We start from the raw sequence: 23,320 nt of genomic DNA on the forward strand, positions 1-23,320 counted from the left end.
AGAAATGGACTCGCTTTTGGAAATAGACTTTCTTTTAGGCAAAACAGAATAGATTAAAAGGTGTACATCGCGCCTAAGTAGAAAGAGTCCAAGATCACTGTCTTTTTATAAGTCTTATTTGTTTCCACAGACCAGCCTTTAAACCTTCTCTCATGTATTTCTGCATCAAACACATCAGCTTCGTATCCTAAACGCATACTGAAAGCAGGCGCTTTTGGTGGCGTGAACTCTAGGCCAAGACCAACACGAACCCCTGTATCAGCATCCGCTTTCAGCTCAGAAAGAGATGGCTTTCTAGTCTTTAAGTTCAAGTCAACGTGTGATAGCCCAATAATCCCGAATGGGCGCAAGCCGTTTGCAAATGTGTAACCCAAATTAGCCCCAATAGAAGTCACTTTTGGCTTCCAGCTAAAATTGTACTCACGAGCAAAATTCATATATGGGTTATGCGCCTCGATTTCGCCATAATCTGTATATTGAGCTTCAATTGAAACAATGCGATTGAACTTATAACCAGCGATAACGCGGTAAGTATGGTCTTTCGCCTCAAATGTCGCTGTTTTAGCTGAATTACTTTTAGATACGAGGCCGTCATCATCAATGTCTGATGAACCAATTGCGCCGCCTAGATAAAAGCCGCTATCTGATGCTGATGCCGTGTGAATTGTAAATGACGACAGAAGCAGTACTGCACTCAATAGAGATTTATTCATCTTCATTTTACCTTGAGTCTTTAAACCAACAGCTTTGATATCACGTTGGTCAATGTATAAAAAAGCTGCCGACTATTGCGGCAGCTTTCCACTTTAGCCAAACGGGTTGAGCCAACCGACGCCCCATTTAGAAATCGATTTACCGTTTAACAAAGTGTGAAACTTAAAAGTTGTATGTTGCGCCTAGGTAGAACGACTCTAGTACAATGTCTTTTTCTACTTTTCTGCGATTCCAAAAACTACCTTCGTAAGTCTCGAGAGTGAATGCATCCGCTTCATAACCAAGACGTAGGCTTAATGCTGATAACTTAGGCGGGGTATACTCCACACCAACACCGAAACGTACACCAGTGCCAGTATCGTCGAAGTTAGAACCAGAAGGGCGAGAACCGTCTGCATTTTTCATATCTAGGTCGATCGAAGATAAACCGATAATACCGAACGGACGCATGCCGTTATCGAATGTGTATCCTAGGTTTGCAGCTACCGATACTGTTTGCGGAGTCCATGTAAACCCTTCTGTTTTATCAACGTGGTTTTTTGCAACTAGGTCGCCATAGTCTGTGTATTGAACCTCAAGCGATACAATGCGGTTAAACTTGTAACCTGCAATTAGACGGTAAGAGTTGTCTTCGGCTTCAAAAGTCACAGGTTCTGTCTTTGATGAAACTAAGTCATCATCTTCAAAATCAACGGTACCAATTGCACCACCCAGGTAGAAACCACTCTCTGCCGCCATTACATTGTTTGTCGCTAAAGCTGACATCAATGCCACGCCTAAAATTAGTTTGTTATTCATTACTGCTCGACCTTACTTATTTCAAATCAAGATTGCTGAGTGTTCCCAAACCGTACAATCTTTTTAGAGTTATCCGACACCCCGTCGAATTGGCGAGCAGATTACGCTCACAGAAAACAAAAAAATAAATAAAAATATAATCACTTAGTAACTTCGAACAACACAATCAGTAAAAATAAATAACCAACTGAATAACAAAGAAATAAACCACCTTCACTTTTAGTAAAAATTCTCACATCCATTTTCAAACCAACGGTTTTTTATATTTTTTCTCGTGTGGCTTACGTGCGCTTACTTTCAAGAGAGGTCTGATTTTGCATAATCCGCGCGCTTTAATTGCTCGCTTTCGATGCACCAAAAGCCATAAACCAATCTTTACTATTCAGAACAAATGAACATAAATACGATGAACCACACCATAGACTTCAGCGGCCTACTCATTGATACCAACTCTCGAACGATTGCCAATCAGCAAGGTAACCGTATTGCATTACGCCCTCAGTTATTGTCTGTGCTCTGTCTATTAGTAGAGAACGTAGGAACGCCGATAACTAAGGAACATATTATTGATGTGTGTTGGGACGGAGAACTCTCATCACCTCACGCCCTAGCTAACGTTATTTATAACCTGCGTAACGTATTCGCTCGTTTAAGAACACCTCATATTCAAATTCTCACAGTCACTAAGTTTGGTTACGCTCTATCAATAAAAGAAGGTGAACTCGTTTAGGCTTTGCCCTATTCGAGCCAACGATAAAGCCACACATCGAGTAAACCTGTTCCTAGCTTTGCCAACGTTCAGGCTCCACAAAAACGAACCTAGCCCCCTACTTCCCTCGAATTTATGCAATCAATCACGGTGATTGAGATCACCAAAAAACGCCTCATCGAAACGTTTCGATGATCATTATCACACTCTCAGAAGGTCAAAGGTGCAAATGACAAATCACACACTATTATCACTATCGAAACGTTTCGATGGCTTTTCTTGAGTTGTTTCTCATCCCATCAAACGTGTTTTTTCGATAGGTCGTGATATGAAAAAAAGTACTCTAATAAACTCTGAACTCTCCTACTTAGTGGCGACTCTTGGCCACACAGACGAAATTACGATTTGTGATGCAGGGCTGCCGATTCCAGATCATGTATCTCGTATCGACCTTGCTTTAACTCACGGTGTGCCAAGCTTTGCTCAAACCGTCAAAACCATGCTTGATGAGTCTCAAATTGAAGGTGTGGTTATCGCAGAAGAATTTGCAAAAGTAAGCCCAGAACATCATGCAGCGCTGATTGATCAAATCAAAACAGAAGAAGCGCGTTGTGGTAAAGAAATTGCGATTACTTACATCACTCATGAAGAATTTAAACAGCGCACTCATGAAAGCCGCGCTGTGATTCGTACTGGTGAATGCACACCTTACGCGAATGTCATTTTCCAAGCTGGCGTAACGTTTTAGCTCAAGCGAAACATAACGACAGCCCAGCTGTGATAGCTGAAAGACAGAATAACCAAATACAACTGGCCCCGAGTAAAGGAACCGACATGACTCAAGCCATTTTAGAACTTAGCTCAATTGAGAAAGCCTTCCCTGGTGTGAAAGCATTAGACAAGGCAAGCCTCAACGTTTACCCAGGACGCGTAATGGCGTTAATGGGCGAAAACGGTGCAGGCAAATCAACCCTCATGAAAGTGCTGACAGGTATTTATCACTTGGATGGTGGCACTATCGCCTACCAAGGTAAGCCAGCTGCATTCAAAGGGCCTCGTGACTCTCAACAAGCTGGTATCAGTATCATTCACCAAGAACTGAACCTGATCCCAGAGCTGACCATCGCCGAGAACATCTTCTTAGGTCGTGAAATCACCGGCACCATGGGTCGAATCTTGTGGAACGAGATGTACCAAGAAGCCGACAAGCTACTGAAACGCCTGAACGTAAAACACAGCTCAAAAACACCACTTGGCGAACTGAGCCTAGGCGAACAACAAATGGTAGAGATTGCGAAAGCCCTATCGTTTGAATCTAAGGTCATCATCATGGATGAACCAACAGATGCCCTAACCGATACTGAAACCGAATCTCTGTTCAAAGTAATCAACGAGCTACGTGATGAAGGCTGCGGCATTGTTTACATCTCTCACCGCTTGAAAGAGATCTTCGAGATCTGTGACGACATCACCGTACTTCGTGACGGCAAGTTCATTGGTCAATGTGAAGTAAAAGATACTGACGAAGACGGCTTAATCGAAATGATGGTTGGTCGTAAGCTCGACGAACAATACCCTCGCATCGCTCCAAGCCATGGTGAGACTTGCTTAGAAGTGATTGGCCTTACTGGCTCTGGTGTTCATGACGTTAGCTTTACCCTAAAGCGCGGTGAAATCCTAGGTGTATCAGGGCTAATGGGTGCTGGTCGTACGGAATTGATGAAAGTGATTTACGGTGCCCTTCCAAGTGAGCGCGGCGTTATCAATTTAGAAAATAAAACCATCAACCCTGTGAGTCCTAAAGATGGCCTTGCTAATGGCATTGCTTACATCTCAGAAGACCGTAAAGGTGACGGCTTAGTGCTTGGCCTTTCAGTGAAAGAGAACATGTCTCTTTGTTCACTGGATCTACTGACTAAAAGTGGTCAAATCCAACACAAAGACGAAGTGATCGCAGTGGATGACTTCATCAAGCTATTCAACATCAAGACCCCTACTCGCGAGCAAATCATTGGCAACCTTTCTGGTGGTAACCAGCAGAAAGTCGCTATCGCTAAAGGCCTGATGACCAAACCAAAAGTATTGATTCTCGACGAGCCAACCCGTGGTGTCGATGTCGGTGCGAAAAAAGAGATTTACCAACTCATTAATAAGTTTAAAGCCGACGGTATGAGCATCATTTTGGTGTCCTCTGAAATGCCAGAAGTACTAGGAATGAGTGACCGCATCATGGTGATGCATGAAGGCCGCATCAGCGGTGAATTTGACGCTAAAGAAGCAAACCAAGAATTATTACTGGCGTGTGCGGTCGGTAAAAAGATCAACGAGGACGCAGCATGAGTACTAAAACCATGAGCAAAACAACTGAAACTGAAGCGCCGAAGAAAAAGTCGTTAATCAGCAAAGAGTGGCTGATTGATCAAAAGTCATTGATTGCTTTGATCTTTCTGATTGTTGTCGTTTCTTTCTTAAACCCGAACTTTTTTACTGTCGACAACATCCTAAACATTCTGCGCCAAACCTCGGTTAACGCAATCATTGCTGTAGGTATGACGCTGGTTATCCTAACCGCAGGTATCGACTTGAGTGTTGGTTCTGTACTGGCGCTTTGTGGTGCATTCGCAGCCAGCATGATTGGCATGGAAATCCCTGTGATGATCGCAGTACCAACCGCTCTAGTAGCTGGTGCAGCATTAGGTGCTATTAGTGGTGTGATTATCGCTAAGGGTAAGGTTCAAGCCTTCATCGCAACGCTAGTAACCATGACACTACTTCGTGGTGTAACCATGGTTTACACCGACGGTCGCCCTATCTCAACAGGCTTTACGGACACAGCAGACGCATTCGCTTGGTTCGGTACTGGCTACGCGATGGGTGTACCGGTTCCAGTTTGGATCATGGTCGTAGTATTCGCATCCGTTTGGTACCTACTTAATCACACACGCTTTGGCCGTTACGTTTACGCACTTGGCGGCAACGAATCAGCAACTCGCCTATCAGGCATCGACGTAGACAAAGTAAAAATCGGCGTTTACGCAATCTGTGGTCTGTTAGCAGCAGTAGCGGGCATCATTGTGGCTTCTCGTTTGTCATCGGCTCAACCAACCGCTGGTATGGGCTATGAGCTAGACGCTATCGCAGCCGTGGTTCTTGGCGGTACAAGCTTAGCTGGCGGTCGTGGTCGCATCATGGGTACATTGATTGGTGCACTGATTATTGGCTTCCTGAACAACGCCCTAAACCTATTAGACGTTTCTTCTTACTACCAGATGATTGCAAAAGCAGTGGTTATTCTTCTGGCAGTACTAGTCGACAACAAAAACAAGTAACACTTTGAACGGCTCTAGTTTGAGTCAACGCAACACCCTAATAAATCAATAATATAACAACGAGCTAGGACTCATCTCCTAGCTCACCCTACACAAAGGACTTACACCATGAAAAAATTAGCGACTCTTATTTCTGCTGCTCTGCTTTCTACAACGGTATCTGTGTCTGCACAGGCGCAAGATACAATGGCAATCGTTCTGTCTACATTGAACAACCCATTCTTTGTAACCATGAAAGATGGCGCAGAAGCGAAAGCTGAAGAGCTAGGCTACAAGCTTATCGTTCTTGATTCTCAAAACGACCCAAGCAAAGAGCTGTCGAACATTGAAGATCTAACCATTCGTGGTGTTAAGGCAATCCTGATCAACCCAACAGATTCAGACGCAGTGTCTAACGCGATTCGCATGGCTAACCGCTCTAACATCCCAGTACTAACACTTGACCGTGGCGCAAGCCGTGGTGACGTTGTAAGCCACATCGCTTCTGATAACGTAATCGGTGGTGAAATGGCGGGTCACTTCATCATGGAAAAAGTGGGCGAAAAAGCGAAAGTAATCCAACTTGAAGGTATCGCTGGTACTTCTGCAGCTCGTGAACGTGGTGAAGGCTTCATGAACGCAGTAAACGGCAGCGGCCTTGAGCTTCTTGCAAGCCAACCTGCTGACTTCGACCGTACTAAAGGTCTGAACGTAATGGAAAACCTACTTGCAGCTAACCCAGATGTTGAAGCAGTATTCGCTCAGAACGATGAAATGGCTCTAGGTGCACTACGCGCAGTTCAAGCATCTGGTAAAGACGTAATGATCGTTGGCTTCGACGGCACAGACGACGGCATCGCTGCTGTTAACCGTGGCCTACTTGGCGCAACCGTTGCACAACAACCAGACCTAATCGGTTCTCTAGGTATCGAGATGGCAGACAAAGTGCTTAAAGGCGAAAAAGTAGACGAGTACGTACCAGTACCTCTAAAAATCATCGCTAAATAATCGATGCTAAACGAGTAATACAAAGCAGGGAGTCCCCTATCTCCCTGCTTTCTTTACTCAATAGCGTATTTACTCACTGGCTCAAAGCAAAAAGCGAAAACCGACAGTGCATCGCTGTTTCTCATTCCTCTATCGCGACTTGATGACTCTCTCGCGACTTAAAGAGTTAGCAATGAGAAAGACCCATGCATTTTCAAATACGATATATCATAAGGCTCGTATCATGACTCAACTGATTGTTTTAGGTAGCGTTAACGCTGACCACGTACTGCAAGTTCCTTCGTTCCCTCGTCCGGGTGAAACCTTGATTGGCGGTAACTATCAGGTCATCCCTGGCGGTAAAGGCGCAAACCAAGCGGTAGCCGCAGCACGATTAAATGCGGATATCGGCTTCATCGCCTGTGTCGGTGACGACCCGTTTGGTATCAATATTCGTCAAGATTTCGCTAACGATGGAATCAATATCGATGGTGTCATCGTGGCAGAGAACACGCCTACGGGCATCGCGATGATCCAAGTGTCCGCAACGGGCGAAAACAGCATTTGTCTTTCTCCAGAAGCAAACAACAAGCTGACTTGCGAGCAAATCGAACCACACCTAGAGAAGATCCGCGGCGCGAAATTCCTTCTAACTCAATTGGAAACCCCAATTGAAGGCATTGAATACGCAGCGAAAGCCGCTAAAGAGAGCGGCACTCGCGTGATTCTAAACCCTGCCCCTGCTCGCCCATTATCAGATACGTTATTAGCGTGTGTAGACGTGATTACGCCAAACGAAACCGAAGCTGAAGTGCTAGCAGGCGTGACCGTAACCGACAGCGCATCTGCTCATCAGGCGGCTTTGGCTCTTCATGCGAAAGGCATCGAGACGGTAATGATCACCCTTGGCGCTAAAGGCGTGTGGGTAAGTAAAAACGGTGAGGGTGAGTTAATCGCTGGCTTCCGAGTTGAAGCGACAGACACCACCGCGGCGGGTGATACGTTCAACGGTGCATTAGTGACAGGCTTACTTGAAGACATGCCAATGGAGCGCGCGATTAAGTTTGCTCATGCTGCGGCGGCAATTTCAGTGACTCGCTTTGGCGCTCAAACCTCAATTCCAAGCCGTGCCGAAACCGATGCGTTTTTAGCAGAGCAACTGTCTGCCTAATAGGTTGAAGCTTAATTAAGTTATGTAACAACAAATAACTAAACATAAGCCTCTGTTTTCAGGCAGAATATCGCCCAACGTGGAAGGTTATTCCCACAAGGATTTTTTATGGCAACAATGAAAGACATCGCTAAGCTCGCTAAGGTATCTACCTCTACGGTAAGCCATGTGATTAACAAGTCACGTTTTGTCAGTGAAGAGATAGCTGAGCGTGTCAACAATGCCGCGAGAGAGCTTAACTATGCGCCTTCTGCATTAGCTCGCAGTTTGAAGATGAAGCAAACCAAAACGCTTGGCATGCTAGTGACAACCTCTACCAACCCATTCTTTGGCGAAGTAGTAAAAGGCGTTGAACGTCGTTGTTATGAAAAAGGCTACAACCTTATCTTGTGTAACACCGAAGGCGATAGCGAACGTATGAAATCGTCGATCGATACACTGCTACAAAAACGTGTCGATGGCTTAATGCTGATGTGCTCTACCCTTGAAGGCGAACATATCGACGTGTTCGAACGTTACCCAGAACTGCCTGTGGTGGTGATGGATTGGGGCCCAATGCTGTTTGCGAGCGACAAGATTCAAGATAACTCGCATCAAGGTGGCTACATGGCGACCAAGCACCTGATTGATAACGGCCACTCTCAAATTGGCTGTATCACAGGTCCGCTGCATCGTAACCAGGCATCATCGCGTTACCAAGGCTTCAAACAAGCAATGGAAGAAGCGGGATTAGAAATCAACGCTGATTGGATTGTCGAATCGAACTTCGAGTGTGATGGCGGTTTTGATTCGTACCAAACGCTAAAATCTCGTGGCAAAATGCCGAGTGCACTGTTTGTAAGTAACGACATGATGGCAATGGGCGTGATTCACGCAGCAGCGCAAGATGGCACATCAATACCGAATGATCTCTCAATCATTGGCTACGATGACATCCACTTGTCTAAATACATGACACCGGCTTTAAGCACGGTCCACCAGCCAAAGCACCGCTTAGGTAAAGCAGCGGTTGATACACTGTTGAGTCGCTTACAAACACCAGACGCCTACCCACAGGTCGTTGAGTTAGAGCCAACCCTCGTGGAACGAAGCAGCGTGAAAGCGATTTAATCCACAGCTCCCCTACTCCAGAACAAAGAGCCAGCTTATCCAGTTGGCTTTTTTGCTTTAGCTTTTAGCTTTTAGCCTTTAGCGTTAAGTTTTAAGTTTTAAGTTTTAAGTTTTAGCTTAGCTGTCGGCTCGTCAGCCATTAATAATGGTTGCCCATCAAACCTTGCCCACCCGCCCTTCTAGCACGAAGAATGCACCGCTCTCGATCTCAAAACATGTATTTATGTAATTAAATAGAGGTATTTCCACATCAATATATGCACTTGAACACTAAGTGACAGATTATCTTCTACAATATCAATAAAATGACATCGACATGGAGAGCGTTGTTTTATGATTTTGGGTTGGTTCGACAATATTTCCCTTCAAAAAAAGCTATTCGTCAGCTTTTGTGTCCCTATTGCTCTAATCGTTATCGTTTCTTTTTCTGTTCATAAAAATACTCAGTCAATGGTTGAGGACAACCACTGGGTGGTTCACACCCACAAAGCCATTGCTCGCGCTCAAGAGCTACTCAATCTATCAGTAGACATGGAAACCGGTCAGCGTGGCTACCTGATCACTGGCGACCCTGTATTCTTAGAGCCTTATTACCTAGCACTGGACGTTTGGCCTCAAAAGATTCAGATTCTTAGCGAGCAAGTGAGCGATAATCCTGACCAAGTCAAACTTCTGGACACCATTGATACCACCCACAATAAATGGCTAATGGAATCGGGAGAAAAAGAGGTATGGCAACGCGAGTTGGTTAATAGAGGCCAAGCAGACATGCAGAGTGTTGTCGATATCACTCAGCAAAAAACCGGTAAGCAGCTGATGGACCAAATTCGCTTGGAGATAGCTGAGTTCATTGAGGTAGAACAGCAGCTAATCAGTATTCGAGTGACAAAATCTGACCATTCTGCCCAACAAACCAGTTACGTTCTATTGGTCGGGACGCTCCTTTCCGTATTCATTTCCCTGATTGTCGCTGCTTGGTCATCAAATAGGATTAAACAAGGGATAGACATACTGCTTGCTGCAGCGAATAAAGTAGCAGAAGGTCATTTACTAGAAGGGGCTGCAACGCTCAAGCTTAACTCAAAAGCTGACACCCAAGACGAAATCGCCCACCTCACGTACAGCTTCAAAGCAATGGCGACAAATCTAGTAAAAAATGACAAGGAAATGCGATCAAAAAACCAAGAGCTCATTGCAGAACGAACTAAAGCTGAAGCGGCAGTAAAAGCCAAAAGCGAGTTTCTCTCTACTATGAGCCACGAGATCAGAACACCGATGAATGGCGTACTTGGCATCTCTCAGATCATAGCGGCCCAAACTAAAGAGCCAGAAACCAAAGAGAACATCAATATCATTCTCGATTCTGGGCACCACCTAATGACCATACTCAATGACGTTCTCGATTTCTCAAAAGTCGAAGAAAACAAGCTTGAACTAGACGTTGCCCCTTTCCATTTTGCCCAAGTGATACAGCCAGTTTGTAGCGCGCTCAAACCTTTGGCCGATGAGAAAGGCATCCGCCTGCTGCTCGAAAATAACATACCGACCAATATTCAACTTATCGGAGACTGTGCAAGGTTACGTCAAATTCTATTTAACTTGGGTGGTAATGCGACCAAATTTACTAAAGAAGGACACGTATCGATTCAAGCAGAGCTCAATCGACCGAATAACCAACTCATCATTAGCGTCACTGACACAGGGGTCGGTATCCCTAAAGACAAACATGAACAAGTCTTTAATTCATTTGAACAAGCCGATACATCAACCACAAGGCAGTTTGGTGGTACTGGACTTGGTCTTGCCATAGTAAAAAACCTCGTTAACCTCATGAAAGGTGAAATCACCTTAACCAGTGCGGTTGGGCTGGGAACTAAATTCCAAGTAACGTTGCCAGTCTCATGGCAAGAAAGCAAAGTCAGTGAATGCTCGGTTAATACAAACGACACTGAAAACCTGGCACACGAATCTCTCAACATTCTGCTAGTCGAAGACAACCGTATCAACGCAATCGTCGCGCAAGGTTTTTGCGAAAACCTAGGGCATAAAGTCGAGCTCGCAGAAAACGGAAGGCGAGCAATCGAACGCCTCCAACACTCACAATACGATCTTATCCTGATGGACAACCACATGCCCGAGATGAATGGGGTCGAAACAACGCAATATATTCGCGATAAGTTAAAGCTCAACACCCTGATCTTCGCTTACACCGCCGATGTATTCCGTGAAGCTCACGACAGCTTCATTAATGCCGGAGTCGACCACATACTGACTAAGCCTCTGCAACAAGAGAGCTTCTTCGATGCCCTACAGCAATTCTCAAATCGATTACCTAAACAATCCACCAAAGAAAACGCTGATAACGATGAAAACGTCATAGAGTTGCACCGCCAACCGATTGATACATTACGATTAACCGAAGAAGAGATAAGCCATTCAGAAATATTAATCATGCTTAAAGATGACGCGGAAGGGTTTAGCATGCTTATCAACTCAACCATCATTGAGTTTGAGCAATCCATTGACCGAGTTATTGAGTACTACTTAGCGAAAGAACTAGAACAACTGCGCTGTACCTTGCATTCTATTAAAGGTATGTCACTCAACTTAGGGCTTAATACACTTTCAAAACAAGCATTAGAGTTAGAAGTACAGGCCAAAAACCAGCAGCTACCTGATATAGAGCTGCTCCAGAAACTGCTTAACCGCCTGATGGTAAATATTCATCAAGCTCAGCGAATGAAAGCCGCTAATTCGGTCGAGCGTTTGAAGAAAATAGATAAAGAAACGTAAGAGCAGATTACTTCAAGACAAAGGGCAAGGTGAAATACCTTGCCCTCTTAAATTCCATATTACGGTGCGTGATTCTAACGGCTTAATACGGAGGTGATTTGCTGCATTTCATCCAACAGTTCTACGCCATTGTACTGAGGAGCCAAAAACAAATCTTGAATGGTCACCGTTTCAACCGACTGTTTGTCCGAACATTGAAGCACCAAGTCTCCCTTTGGTGAATAGACTCGGCTTCCACCACAATAGGTTGCAGTAAAGGCATCAACCACATCTTGCCCAACACGGTTACACGTTACGATGTGGCAACCTTCTTCTAGCGCCCTCGCCTGTCCGATGGCAAAACTGTGGTGACCACCAAAATTGGCAGGGTGAAGAACAACATCAACAGAGTGATACGCTCTCATGATCTCAGGGAACCAAATATCGAAACAGATCGCCACGCCAAACGTTAGCCCTTTATATTCGAAAGTTAAAAGCTCAGAGCCCCGTGAGAAATACTGCTTATCGAATTTGGTTTGACTCACTTTGCGGTACTTATGACGCAGCCCAGTTCCATCAATCACGGCTACGCTGTTGTAATATTCGCCTTGGTCTTCCTCTGCAATGCCAGCAACAATCAAGGTTTCATGCTTTTCTGCCAGTTTCGACAAAGAATCAATGGTCTCACTATTGGCGAAGTTTTCGCTTAACTCATGCACTTCTGACGCTTGGTTAAAGATGTAACCCGTAGAGAACAATTCTGGTAGCAGGGTAATGTCACCGACGGAGGCTTGCGCATCTAAAAGCTCCGAAACCAGAGCGAGGTTTTGCTGTTTGTTTTTGTATTCAACTTCAAGCTGAACAAGGGTGATACTGACATTATTCAAAATCGAATCCTTACTGGGTCACACAAATCAGATGCAGAGTAAGAGAATCACCCTTCGCTTTCTTACTTCAAGCCAAACCATTGAAGCAAGCGCACACTCTCAAGCTCATTTTCGCCTGTCTATTCCATCAACTTAGGTTCTGGCAACACAGGCGGCGTACTGTCCATATAAGTTAAGAAATTCTCCCACACTTCGTGCGTGCGTTGCTTGGTTAACTTAGTCTTACAAGAAAGCGCCATCAGTCCACGAATTGAACCATCGCGCCATTGGGTATACACAGAATCACAATGCGCTGTCATATAGGCTTGCCAACTCTCCTGAGCGACCTTAATGCCCCCCACCAACTCAGTATCATCTGCATTGTGTTCAAAGCTGGCTGCTAAGTATTTCTCAAGCTCTACCTGTGCAGATTCAAGCTCAAGCGCGGCACAGTGGTTTATCTCTAGCGTGTTCATCGCATTGTCGCAATCAACCGCGTCTTCGCCAGCATGTGCCAAACCAGAGAAGTAAGTCAGTAAGAGCAGTGCTATCGCTTTTTTCATACCAATCCCTAATCATTCGGTTAGTTTTCTTCAATATTGCAATCGTATATAACTCTAGCCTTTATAGGGTTATAAATATTTTTAATTCGTATTACTACTGCAAAAACACGTAAAATCCACAAAGAAAACCGGATTAACATCAATATGTTACTGGTGAAACTAAAAAAACATTATCTTTATCAATAATCCATGCGTGCATTCACAATATTTATTATTTTCCTTGCTACCTAATCGTTAAATTTATAAATTAAATCGAATGCTCATCCAATCGGTAACGCTTCTCCAATTATGGATATCAAGTACCAACATTTTGCCAAGACCACATTCTACTTTGCCATCTCTTTCGTTTTGTCGATGGCATTGCTCATTCCTTTTACACCGTCTCATTATCATGCGTTAACCGAAGAATCTTCACAATTAGTTGAAACCAGACTTCAAGAGATCCAAGCCAGGTTTGGCAGCTTTCTCGCAGGTATCACACCCGCTCTATCTTGTGATGCCATCGTGACAGAGCTTCGCCAGAATGTATTCAATGCCGATTGGGTGAAAGAAGCCGCTGTATTCAATAAACATAACCGCTTTTACTGCTCTACCACCGATGGCGAGGTGTCATTTCGCCTTTATAGCAGCATCCGAGAAAGGCTCAATGACGATCCAAACTTAACCACCTTATCGTACTCCAACGCTGCAATTACCAAGGTGCAGTCCATCATGCTGATTTTCTCGGACAAACAGCAGGCGGGAGTAAGCCTGATGATACCGCCACACTTTATCTACGATCTTGTAGAGTCAAACCTGAGTAGCCATGGAATCAACTCAAAAGTAGAAGTGATAAAAAGAGATATTCACCCAACCGAACCCGAAGTGTACTTTTCGAAGGTTCGCATACAATCAGAGACATACCCTCTGGCTATCACCTCCTACATCGGGCATCAGTACTACATCAACTTCTTAATGAGCTTTTCTTGGTTTGGGTTTCTTATGGCGGGAATCACCACCATTGTCCTGTTGTCCGCTAAACATAAGAAACAGAGCCAACGCAGTTTAGAATATTCCCTCTCTAGCGCTCTGAAAAACAAACACCTGCAAGTTCACATGCAGCCAATTGTTGACCAGAAAACCACCCAAATCGTGGGCTGTGAGTCACTGTTAAGGTGGAACCACCCGATTGAAGGCAACGTCTCACCCGCTATTTTCATACCGCTCGCAGAGAAGCTAGGTTTGATAGAAGAGCTGACGTACTTTGTGCTACGCGAAGTATTGAAAACCATCAAACACAATCAAGACCTTTTCGAAGACAAATACATCAGCGTCAACATCAGCCGAAACGTCGTGTCTAACAGTAACTTCGCCCACAAAGTATCAGGGATTTTCAAAAGAAACCCTGAGATTCTAAAGCAGGTGGTGTTTGAAGTAACCGAAGATGGTGAGTGCTCAGACGCGGATATGGCAAAGATAAAAGAAAACCTAACCAAGCTAGCGAACATGGGCGTGAAAGTCGCAATTGATGACTTTGGTACGGGCTACTCAGGGTTAGATTTCGTAAGGCAATTTCCGTTCAGCATCCTAAAGATTGATCGCGTCTTCGTGCAGAACATTTCAGACGAATCCAGCTTTGGTGTTCCTTTGCTAGAGTCCATGCTGCAACTGTCCCGTACTTTAGGCATGCAGGTTATCGTGGAAGGCGTAGAGTATGAATCGCAAGTCAAAGTCTTGTCTAAGTTAGGTGTCGACTATATCCAAGGCTTCTATTTCTATAAGCCGATGCCAATCAACCTAACCATCAGCCTGCTCAGGCAACAACAGCACATCACTGCGACTCATGAGTATCACATCTCGCCAACCTAACATATGAATGTAAACCGATGCGGGGGAAGCGCTGAAGAGACAGCCAGCGCTTTCCTGATTTCCTGATTTCCTGATTTACCCAGAATAGAAAACTCCTTTCTATTTCTTATCTCCCATACGCAGCGCGAACCACAAACCTAGCCAGACATTCCTTGTTACATAAGGCACTGAAAAACTGCGAAAGAAAACACAACAGCCATAGGTCTCCTTTGATGAACATTTAACGTCATCGCACCGTGAGTGCATAAAAGGAATATCATGGAAAAGACACTGCAAACCAAACTGGCCACCAGCCTACTGCTACTGAGAGTCGGCATTTTTATCGTCTTCTTGTTCTGGGGATTGGATAAGATTCTTGTGCCAGAGCACGCTGTTAAGGTGCTGTCCGGCTTTTACGGGTTGGACATATCAACCAATGCGATGATGGCCTTAGGCGTCGCGCAGCTCGGCTTTTTAGGCGCGTTCGTCGTCGGCATGTGGAAGAAGTACACCTACGGCGCAATTCTAGTTCTTCATGCAGGTTCTACTTTCTCCTCTTTTGCTAAGTACATGGACCCGTTTAATAACCTGCTGTTCTTTGCCTCTTGGCCAATGCTTGCAGCTTGTGTCGCACTCTTCTTACTGCGCGACTACGACACTTACAGCGTTGCCAACTAACACAAAGTGAGCATTTAAACTTTCCAAGATGTGATAGGTCTGAAGTGAAAGTAAATGTGAGATTGGTATGGGAATAAGGCGAGAAAAGCATTCCCATGATGGAGATTAAAAGAATAACGGAAGGCATAAGCGCCTTCCGTCGTTCAAGTAGGTGATAAGGTAAGTACTACTTACTTACGCTAATCATCTCGTTAAAGTAGTCCACTTGCTCTGCCATGCTCAAACTTTGGCTGTTTGAACCTAACGTCCACATAAAGAAGCCACCGTAACCGTTATCTTTCTGCCATTTAGCACGGTCTAGGTTGTTCTGACGTGTTTCAACAAAGTTACCACCGGGTGCCCACTGACTGTTGATCGTATTACCTAGAACAATCTTCGACTTGTCTCCAATGTACTCAGCGTAGTTTGCCATCGCGACTTCGTATAAGAAGTTTCGACCCGCGTCGTATGTCATCACGTTGAAGAAATCGAAGTCGTTCTTGGTCGCTTTCAACAGATCAATCACTTCACCGTGATGAGATGAACGGCCAGACTCTTCAATGTAAGAGCAGTTTTCAAACACGCTCGCATCCATACATTCAACTGGATCCGCACCTACGTGGTAAGTCGTTAGAGACAGAACCTTCGTATTACCCACTTTCTCACGGATAAGTTTGATCAAAGCCGTTAAGTCTTGGTTCTCTTTGTCTGAGATTCGTGCCGCTTTCTCAAAGTCAAAGTCCAGACCATCAATGTGCACGTAACCCGCTAATTGGTACTTGCTGTAATCACAGCTACCGTCTGAGTTTGTTGCAAGACACTCGCCTTCCACCTCTTCAGGTTTTAGGTTTTTTTTGTACACAGGGAATGGCGTATGCACCAAATCAACTAACCCGTTCGCAACCGATTCACGGCTTTCAGGCGTACTGATCGCCGACCAAATGCTCTCGTAAGTTTGACCACCAAACGCAACCATCATGGTCGCATTTTCGTTGTCATGCTTGAGCGTTGACCATGCTAGGTACTGTGTTGGCATCCAGTCCGGATTGTAATTCGGTGGTGTTAGCATGCCATCAGAGATCGTGATGTTACCGCTTGCGTCCCACTTACCAAATGACAATAAATAGCCATCACCTTCTGAGTTGAACAGCTCTTGGTAGTCATTCAAACCCCAAGACGTTAGGTAACTGATAGAGCGATCAGGGTTATCGACTAAGCCGCCACCGCCTGTGCTTTCTTTGACCGTAATGTTAGACGTTGCAGAGGTTTGCTCTTGGTTGGCCGTATTCACCGCTTTTGCCGTGACAGCATATGTACCCTGCTGAGCACCTAGCCACTCATATTCATAAGGTGCTTCCGTGTCTTTAAACAGCTCGTTACCATTCGCGATGAAGCTTACCGAGGAAATATCGCCTTCGTAACTCTTTGCGTCTGCTTTGATCGAAATCGCACGACCTTCGAAGTAGCTTGAACCATCCACAGGAGATGCTAAAGAAACAACCAAGTCTTTATCGGTAATCGCTAAAGAAATTGGCGCCGCCTCCGCACTCGCACCTTGGTCATCGTAGGCAACAACCGTCAATGTGTATTGGCCTTCAACTTGGGCAGGCACCGTGATGGTGTAAGTATCGCCTTGTGAAGGCGTGTTTGATGACGCAACCAGTTGACCATTCAATTGAACATCAACGCGAGCAACTTCAGTATCATCCGATGCATCGACAACTACGTCGAATGCTTGGTTAGGTGCGATTTTCTGTCCATCTTGCGGTGATTGAACGTCCACCACTGGCACAGGGTTCGGATCACACTCACCCGCTTCATCCCATGCATCTTTCCACGCGTCAGGATAACTTGGATGACCGGTTCCTGGTGTCCAGACAGGGTTACCACACCAACCCGCTACCGTACATGAGTAGATATTGCCAATGTTAGTGACTTCATCACCGACTTTATAGGCCACACCATCTTGGTACTGAGGTATGTCACCACAGCTGTTGCTTGTATCTGTCACCGTGATGGTTAAATTCTTACTAGAGACATGTTGCTCGTCATCTTTTGCTTCCGCACGAAGCGTAGTAGAGCCTGCCGTTTGCGTTGTCCAGTCACAAGAGAAATCTTGGGTCGTTTTCGCATCAAGAGAACACACTTCTGAATCGTTAGCGAAGAACTTAACCGTCGCTAAGTCATCGTCTGCATCTGTTACATGCGCTGAAATTGTGATGGTGTCCCCTTTTTGATGAGAAGAGCCTGCGTCTGGCGAGATAAACTCAATCACAGGTGGATTTGGCGCCGTCGATTCTGACTCTACCGTCACTTGAACTGCTTTTTCTGTGAGTTTATCGCCACTGTCATTGAAAGCCATCACAGTGATCGATGCTGCACCAACTTCGCTTGGAAGCCAAGCTTGTTGGTATTCTGTTGTACCTTCTACAACGTTTTGCTCACCTAATTTGGTACTGTTTGCCCAGAACTCGAGTTTGCTTGCACCCTCACCTTCGACACCCGTAATGATGTCAACATTCGTACCTGTGTAAACCACTGAGTTTTGAGCCGGCGCTAAAATATCCAGTGAAAATTCTGGTGGAGGAACCACTTCGCCATCCACTTTAACCACAACAGAATTCTCAAACGCATTCAGATCAGTCAGTTCGCCACCGAAAGAGATAGTCAATGCCGCAGATTCACCTGAGGCCAGCTCACTATCAACCCAAGAGCCTTCCGGGAACGTCAACGTCACGGCGTTCAATACCCCATCAGCTTGCGTCGTATGAGAGATTTCCCATGATGGGTAAGAAAGATGGTTCGACGCCCAGTTGATCTCGTTAATCGCTACTGGCAATAAAAATTCGATCACGGCTTCACGCATGTCTGCGCTATCTGAGCCTGTGTTTGTGATATCTAGCTTATAGGTGCTCCAGTATTCACTTTCTGACTGAGCCACCGCATCAGTACTGAACTCACTAGCCATGGCTTGTGAAATTGGATTCAACAATAAGCCAGAGCAAAGCATTGTTAGCCCTAACGCGCGATATCCAATAGAGTGAATCTGTTTAGCACTGCTCTTTCTTAGATACATACTTGATTCCTTAGCTTTATATTAATTATTTTATTTCTGCAATAAACCTGCAATTGGAAATTCATCCCCCCCGTTGCAAGTACACTTAATTTACACAAGAAATTAACCAACAAGGAATTAAACTTTTACTTATTGAATAAATGTCAAAATTTATTCAATTATGAGATAAAGCCCAAAATTTCGGAAAATACAATTATGTAAGGCCCCTTTAAACCACCCACTTAGAATGAACTAAATTAGGTTTAACTAATTTAGAAAAGGTAAAAATAATTAAATTAACCTGGATAAGAAAGGGTCTTGGCGGCATAACTAACAGACAAAGAAAATCACATGCAAATCAATACATAACAATAACTTAAATGAAAACCACTCATCTAAAAGCACCTATAGAAAGAATAACTCTCATACGAACCATGAAGTCTATTTCGCTAAAAAAGGTTCATGGATCATTAACTCCCATCTAAATACCAATTTTTAATATGACGTTTAAATTAAAATAACAGTAACAACTCCAAGTTGGGTTTTATTTTTATTTTGAATTAAAGTCACAATTTATTCATGGGAAAGAGTCATGTATAAAACGGCATTATTTAGAGTATTAATTCTATTTACAACTGAATTATTCAATTAAACATTTAATTATCTCTCTATGACTTCAATGTCTTCCTTTAAAACCGAACGTCACGCCTATGTTTTTTATGCTTGTTCTGTATTTATTTTACCCAACGGTTAAAAAGGCAAGCCGAAACCCGCCTCTCACAGCGTACTGCACTCTTCTTACTGCGCGACTATGACACTTACAGCGTTGCCAACTAACACAAAGGGCGCCGTTACTGGCGCCCTTTAAAATGACCTTCATGTAAACACCACTTTGCACTGATGTTAAGTGTTAAGTGCCAAGTGATGGAGCGTTAAGCATCAGGTTCACTGTTGTGTTTAGCCGTTCGTTCAGCGAGCACTTCTTTGAATGCGAACATCCCATTTAGCGCAGCAGGGAAACCAGCGTACACAGACATCTGAATGATCACCTCTTTGATCTCTTCTTCACTGCAACCTACATTAAGCGCCGCATTCAAATGCACTTTGAGTTGCGGGACGCAGGTGCCTAGTGCAGTTAACGCTGCCACCGTAGCAATCTCGCGAGATTTCAAATCCAAGCCTTTGCGCGCATAGATATCACCAAAAGGATAGTCGATGGTGTATTTGGCTAAATCGGGGCTAATGTCTTGCAGGCTTTCGATAACATTTTGCCCAGCTTCACCATCAATCTGTTTAAGTAGTTCTAGCCCTTTTTCAAAACGTGACGTGTTCATTGTGTTGCTCCTATGTATTGAATAGAAGCGCAGCATACAAGTTAGAGTTCACTCTAAGTCAACGCACTTTTCCATCTTTATACAGGTCAATTTTGGCTTCCAGAGCGGAAAGATGAGATTGCTGCTGCGCAATATGCGCTTTTAAACTCTGTTGGTGCTGTTCCAGCAGAGCTTGACGTTCAAGTACCGTACTGCTGCCCTGCTCCCTTAATCGAGCGTATTCCAATATCTCTTCGAGTGGCATGGCCGTTTCTTTTAGGCGAATGACAAACTCAAGCCACTTTACGTCTTTCGCGGTATACACTCGGTGCCCACTGCTATTACGTTGAACATTTTTAAGCAAACCGATTTTTTCATAGTATCTAAGCGTATGAGCCGACAAACCCACCAAGCTAGAAAACGCCTTCATGTTCATGGTTTTATTTCCTTAATAGCCGAATAAGCGAATACCTTGTTTTGGGTAAAGAATACTAACCTCCAAGCCAGAAATCATCATCAAAGAAAGCGCTACTCTAGAAACACAAAAACCCAACGATAGATTGCTGCCGTTGGGTTCTACTCTTAAGTGCGGGTTATAACGCTTTGTTACTTAACTGTGATACCAAAATCACTCCATTGAGCTTTACGCTTGGTGGTAAAAATACAAGAAACACCACCCACGGTATGAGTAATTGGAGCTTCAAAATCACAAAACAGTGAGATATACAAAATTGGTAGCTGTTCGTTACCGAATGAGTTTGGTGTCCACATAGCTACATCACCATCTTTACATTTGGCATTCGCTTCATCACCGTTAGCAAAATGACAGATCTTGTCTTGCTTTAAATCACTTAGCCCAAATGCAGCCGACGAGTTGAATGATGTTGCTGACAAAGCAAAAGTAAGTGCTAATAGAACTTTTTTCATAATAAGGTTGCCCGTAGTTTGATATATACGAGTTACTTTAACATGATGATAAACATATACTTAGCCAGATTATGCAACCTATAACACAAGCCGCAAATTGCGTTACTGACGTCCAATTAAGGTTTGAGCAACGCAATACCGAAGCCAAAGCATGCCACCTTAAACAAAAAAGCAACGCATGGTAAACATGCCAAGTGTTGCGAACCCCTCTTGATCAGTTTGTATGGATAATAAGCACTCCAATCGGGTAAGGTGAGACCCAGACTTGTTGGGGGCGAACTTCAGCTTGCGAACAAGTCTCCTTGCCCTTTTTCCAAAGTTCTTTTGTGTCTGTAAGCCAAGCCTTGAGGCGTTTGGCTTATTTGCTGACCATTAATATTATCCAACACAGTTTCGGCCGAATACCCTGTTATAGCGATTTCGCCGACTTCGTCTAATTTGCTATGAATGTTTAAAGCACACTTGATCGCAGACCCATGCTGAAAACTAATTCTTTCGTCTAGTACATCTTGTTTAAACACCTGGTCTTTCATTGTGAAACTTATAGTTTCACCATCAAAAACACCTTTCCATTTGTAGTTACCCTGCTTCAACACTGGAGAAACAATCTCAATAATTGCTTCATCAATCGTTTCGACTGGTAGTACGTTAGAACTTAAGATAAAGCGCTTAAAGCTACCGCGTACCACCTCAGTTTCAGGGCTAACCTCACTACCGTCAGATGAGAGACCATTTACACCTAACTTAGTGACTTTACTGTAGGTGTTTAAATGCTTGAATAAATTAGAGCGTCGAGTGATAACCTTGTAGTTTTCATTTACTACTTCGGCGACTTTTGTGACTGTTTCAGATTGGACTTTATCTTCCGCTATCTCAGTTTTTAAAGCTTGAATCCTCAATTTTCGCTCTTCGATACTCAAACGAAGGTCTTCTTTTTGAAGGCGCTCCAATTCCGAATCTGATTTGGGTAGTAAAGGGACAGCTATAGCTGCAATACCAACAATAACAGAAAGAACGCCAGCGTTTGCGTTAGCTAGCTGCCATATATCACGGAGCCCACCCTCTCTGTGTGCTTCGCATTCGATTAAGATACTTTCATTAAGTGTTTTGGCGATCTCTGTGAGTATCGCAATAACTTCGGCTTCACAACGATTGCGCACCAATGCATCCATTGTGTGAGAGTCATCGCCGAAATAGTAGTGCATTTGAAATTTATTAACTAAGTGTGGCTTATTCATATATTGCATCCATAGAGTCCACACTCAATATGATGCCTAAAAGCATCACTTTCAAATGCAACCATGTGATTATTATCAAATTTTCAGACAAGGCCCCTAACGCCCTGTTAAGGGGCTAAAAAAACAAGCTTCACGAGTAAAACCACCTTAAGCACCAAAATTTGATAAGAATAAAAAATGATCCGGTGTTTTACTCCCTTTAAGCCATTGTTAGCTATTTGCTTTCGACATTGAACCAAACAACTGAACCATCACTAAGAATTTCACCACGTTCTCCAATATAAACTCCGGATGACTTTTTACTTTCTTCTAACGAGCTACCCAGATTCCACTCTGTATCCCAATCTACTCTAACTCTTCTAAGGGTTTCAATTTTCAGATGTTCCATGGCGAAGTCTGGCTCCCAAGCGATGTTAACCACTCCGTTTCCTTCTGTTTTCAACGCTCTATTTAACGCACATGAGGGATAGCAAAAAGCAGGCACTTTGCTTCGGTGACCATCGGGGTTCATCATCAATTCAGATATAGCGACTGTTGACTTATACCTGTCCTTAATTCCGTGTTCTGGGTTCACCGTAAACTCTGATATTAGAAATTTGGAAACTGAATTTGTTTTTGTCTGCGTTGTATCAATAGAAGGAAATAAGTCTAAGGAAATAGGTACTGTTAGAGGGCTCTTCAACTTATATACGATGACCACAAAAGAACTGCCTGGTCCAAGGTTAGTTTCCTCTGTAACTGATATCAGGTCTCTATTGATGTTGGTTCCTACAACGGTGTAAAGCTTTGGCTGCTTATCTTTATTGCAGCGCCCGAGGGTTGTACTATTAGCAGGAGGAGCCCAGAACTCATCATAGTGATTATATGGTTGACCATCATTTTCAGTCCTAACCCGCACAAAGTATGAATCATCATTGAGGGTAATTTCACCAAACTTGAACGAAATTTTCTTACTTTCGAGCACGGTGTAGAGTTTCTGCTGTACTTCTTCTTGCGACAACTTACTGAAGTCCATTTTTTGATAAGCATTTTTCATTTGCAAAAATGTTTTCTTCAAGATTACCACCTCAAAACTTAACTTTGTTTCTAACGCCGCATTTAGGTGTGAGTAACGCAACAACGAAGTTCCCGCACACCACCTTAAGCACAAAACGCAACGCATAGTGAAAATACCACGCATTTCGAATCAACCTTAAACGGATTGTATGGATAATAAGCACTCCAATCGGGTAAGGTGAGACCCAGACTTTAGCTGCAACTAAAGTTCTTCTATCTGGTAGTTCGATTAAACGATGGCTCCTCGAT

The 23,320-nt window shown here is 44.0% G+C and carries 20 protein-coding genes; 10 read left to right on the plus strand and 10 right to left on the minus strand.

Annotation, left to right across the window (positions count from 1 at the left end; genetic code table 11):
• Positions 1–53: 53 nt before the first annotated feature.
• Together F0232_RS09065 and F0232_RS09070 are read right to left on the minus strand one after the other, a co-directional pair.
• Positions 54–713 carry a porin family protein gene (locus tag F0232_RS09065; RefSeq protein WP_105058083.1) on the minus strand — a complete coding sequence of 220 codons (660 nt, stop codon included), beginning with the start codon at positions 711–713 and terminating at the stop codon, positions 54–56.
• Between the two features lie 163 nt (positions 714–876).
• Positions 877–1,512 (minus strand): porin family protein, encoded by a 636-nt coding sequence (locus F0232_RS09070; RefSeq protein WP_061031101.1) that lies wholly within the window; start codon positions 1,510–1,512, stop codon positions 877–879.
• A 406-nt stretch (positions 1,513–1,918) separates the two neighbouring features.
• On the opposite strand from F0232_RS09070, the gene F0232_RS09075 reads away from it, so the two are divergent.
• The 8 genes from F0232_RS09075 to F0232_RS09110 all read left to right on the plus strand — a co-directional run bounded on the left by F0232_RS09075 (position 1,919) and on the right by F0232_RS09110 (position 11,590).
• Positions 1,919–2,242, plus strand: a complete 324-nt coding sequence (locus F0232_RS09075) for a winged helix-turn-helix domain-containing protein (RefSeq protein ID WP_105058082.1) — start codon at positions 1,919–1,921, stop codon at positions 2,240–2,242.
• 307 nt (positions 2,243–2,549) lie between these two features.
• Complete coding sequence (gene rbsD, locus F0232_RS09080) at positions 2,550–2,969, plus strand: D-ribose pyranase (protein WP_105058081.1); 420 nt, start codon at positions 2,550–2,552, stop codon at positions 2,967–2,969.
• An 86-nt stretch (positions 2,970–3,055) separates the two neighbouring features.
• Positions 3,056–4,561, plus strand: a complete 1,506-nt coding sequence (gene rbsA, locus F0232_RS09085) for a ribose ABC transporter ATP-binding protein RbsA (RefSeq protein ID WP_008217125.1) — start codon at positions 3,056–3,058, stop codon at positions 4,559–4,561.
• Positions 4,558–5,550 (plus strand): ribose ABC transporter permease, encoded by a 993-nt coding sequence (gene rbsC, locus F0232_RS09090; RefSeq protein WP_061031105.1) that lies wholly within the window; start codon positions 4,558–4,560, stop codon positions 5,548–5,550. The genes rbsA and rbsC overlap by 4 nt, the downstream gene beginning before the upstream one ends.
• A gap of 108 nt (positions 5,551–5,658) precedes the next feature.
• Positions 5,659–6,537, plus strand: a complete 879-nt coding sequence (gene rbsB / locus F0232_RS09095; protein ID WP_004739466.1) for a ribose ABC transporter substrate-binding protein RbsB — start codon at positions 5,659–5,661, stop codon at positions 6,535–6,537.
• A 223-nt stretch (positions 6,538–6,760) separates the two neighbouring features.
• On the plus strand, positions 6,761–7,687 hold the full coding sequence (gene rbsK, locus F0232_RS09100; protein ID WP_105058080.1) for a ribokinase: 927 nt from the start codon (positions 6,761–6,763) through the stop codon (positions 7,685–7,687).
• Between the two features lie 108 nt (positions 7,688–7,795).
• Positions 7,796–8,797 carry a substrate-binding domain-containing protein gene (locus F0232_RS09105; protein WP_105058079.1) on the plus strand — a complete coding sequence of 334 codons (1,002 nt, stop codon included), beginning with the start codon at positions 7,796–7,798 and terminating at the stop codon, positions 8,795–8,797.
• A gap of 333 nt (positions 8,798–9,130) precedes the next feature.
• Positions 9,131–11,590, plus strand: a complete 2,460-nt coding sequence (locus F0232_RS09110) for a CHASE3 domain-containing protein (RefSeq protein ID WP_105058078.1) — start codon at positions 9,131–9,133, stop codon at positions 11,588–11,590.
• 74 nt (positions 11,591–11,664) lie between these two features.
• Here F0232_RS09110 and F0232_RS09115 read toward each other — a convergent pair whose 3' ends face one another.
• Together F0232_RS09115 and F0232_RS09120 are read right to left on the minus strand one after the other, a co-directional pair.
• A complete protein-coding gene (locus tag F0232_RS09115) occupies positions 11,665–12,456 on the minus strand; it encodes a carbon-nitrogen hydrolase family protein (RefSeq protein WP_105058077.1) in 792 nt (263 codons plus the stop codon).
• A gap of 119 nt (positions 12,457–12,575) precedes the next feature.
• Positions 12,576–12,998 carry a lysozyme inhibitor LprI family protein gene (locus F0232_RS09120; protein WP_061031111.1) on the minus strand — a complete coding sequence of 141 codons (423 nt, stop codon included), beginning with the start codon at positions 12,996–12,998 and terminating at the stop codon, positions 12,576–12,578.
• A 288-nt stretch (positions 12,999–13,286) separates the two neighbouring features.
• On the opposite strand from F0232_RS09120, the gene F0232_RS09125 reads away from it, so the two are divergent.
• On the plus strand, positions 13,287–14,846 hold the full coding sequence (locus tag F0232_RS09125; protein ID WP_061031112.1) for an EAL domain-containing protein: 1,560 nt from the start codon (positions 13,287–13,289) through the stop codon (positions 14,844–14,846).
• A 258-nt stretch (positions 14,847–15,104) separates the two neighbouring features.
• Positions 15,105–15,503, plus strand: coding sequence for a hypothetical protein (locus F0232_RS09130; protein ID WP_105058076.1), 399 nt, complete (start codon positions 15,105–15,107; stop codon positions 15,501–15,503).
• A 166-nt stretch (positions 15,504–15,669) separates the two neighbouring features.
• Here the strand turns inward: F0232_RS09130 and F0232_RS09135 are convergent, their stop codons facing one another.
• The 6 genes from F0232_RS09135 to F0232_RS09160 form a co-directional block, all read right to left on the minus strand.
• Entirely contained in the window at positions 15,670–18,558 is a 2,889-nt protein-coding gene (locus F0232_RS09135) for an Ig-like domain-containing protein (RefSeq protein WP_105058075.1), read from the minus strand.
• 911 nt (positions 18,559–19,469) lie between these two features.
• A complete protein-coding gene (locus F0232_RS09140; RefSeq protein ID WP_105058074.1) occupies positions 19,470–19,871 on the minus strand; it encodes a carboxymuconolactone decarboxylase family protein in 402 nt (133 codons plus the stop codon).
• A 58-nt stretch (positions 19,872–19,929) separates the two neighbouring features.
• Entirely contained in the window at positions 19,930–20,286 is a 357-nt protein-coding gene (locus F0232_RS09145) for a MerR family transcriptional regulator (RefSeq protein WP_105058073.1), read from the minus strand.
• A gap of 170 nt (positions 20,287–20,456) precedes the next feature.
• A complete protein-coding gene (locus F0232_RS09150) occupies positions 20,457–20,777 on the minus strand; it encodes a hypothetical protein (protein ID WP_102432414.1) in 321 nt (106 codons plus the stop codon).
• Between the two features lie 281 nt (positions 20,778–21,058).
• Positions 21,059–22,015, minus strand: a complete 957-nt coding sequence (locus tag F0232_RS09155; protein ID WP_105058072.1) for a hypothetical protein — start codon at positions 22,013–22,015, stop codon at positions 21,059–21,061.
• A 214-nt stretch (positions 22,016–22,229) separates the two neighbouring features.
• A complete protein-coding gene (locus F0232_RS09160) occupies positions 22,230–23,072 on the minus strand; it encodes a hypothetical protein (RefSeq protein WP_146107448.1) in 843 nt (280 codons plus the stop codon).
• Positions 23,073–23,320 lie beyond the last annotated feature (248 nt).

Origin of the sequence: Vibrio sp. T3Y01 (assembly GCF_013114525.1) — a bacterium.
GTDB classification, from domain to species: domain Bacteria; phylum Pseudomonadota; class Gammaproteobacteria; order Enterobacterales; family Vibrionaceae; genus Vibrio; species Vibrio chagasii_B.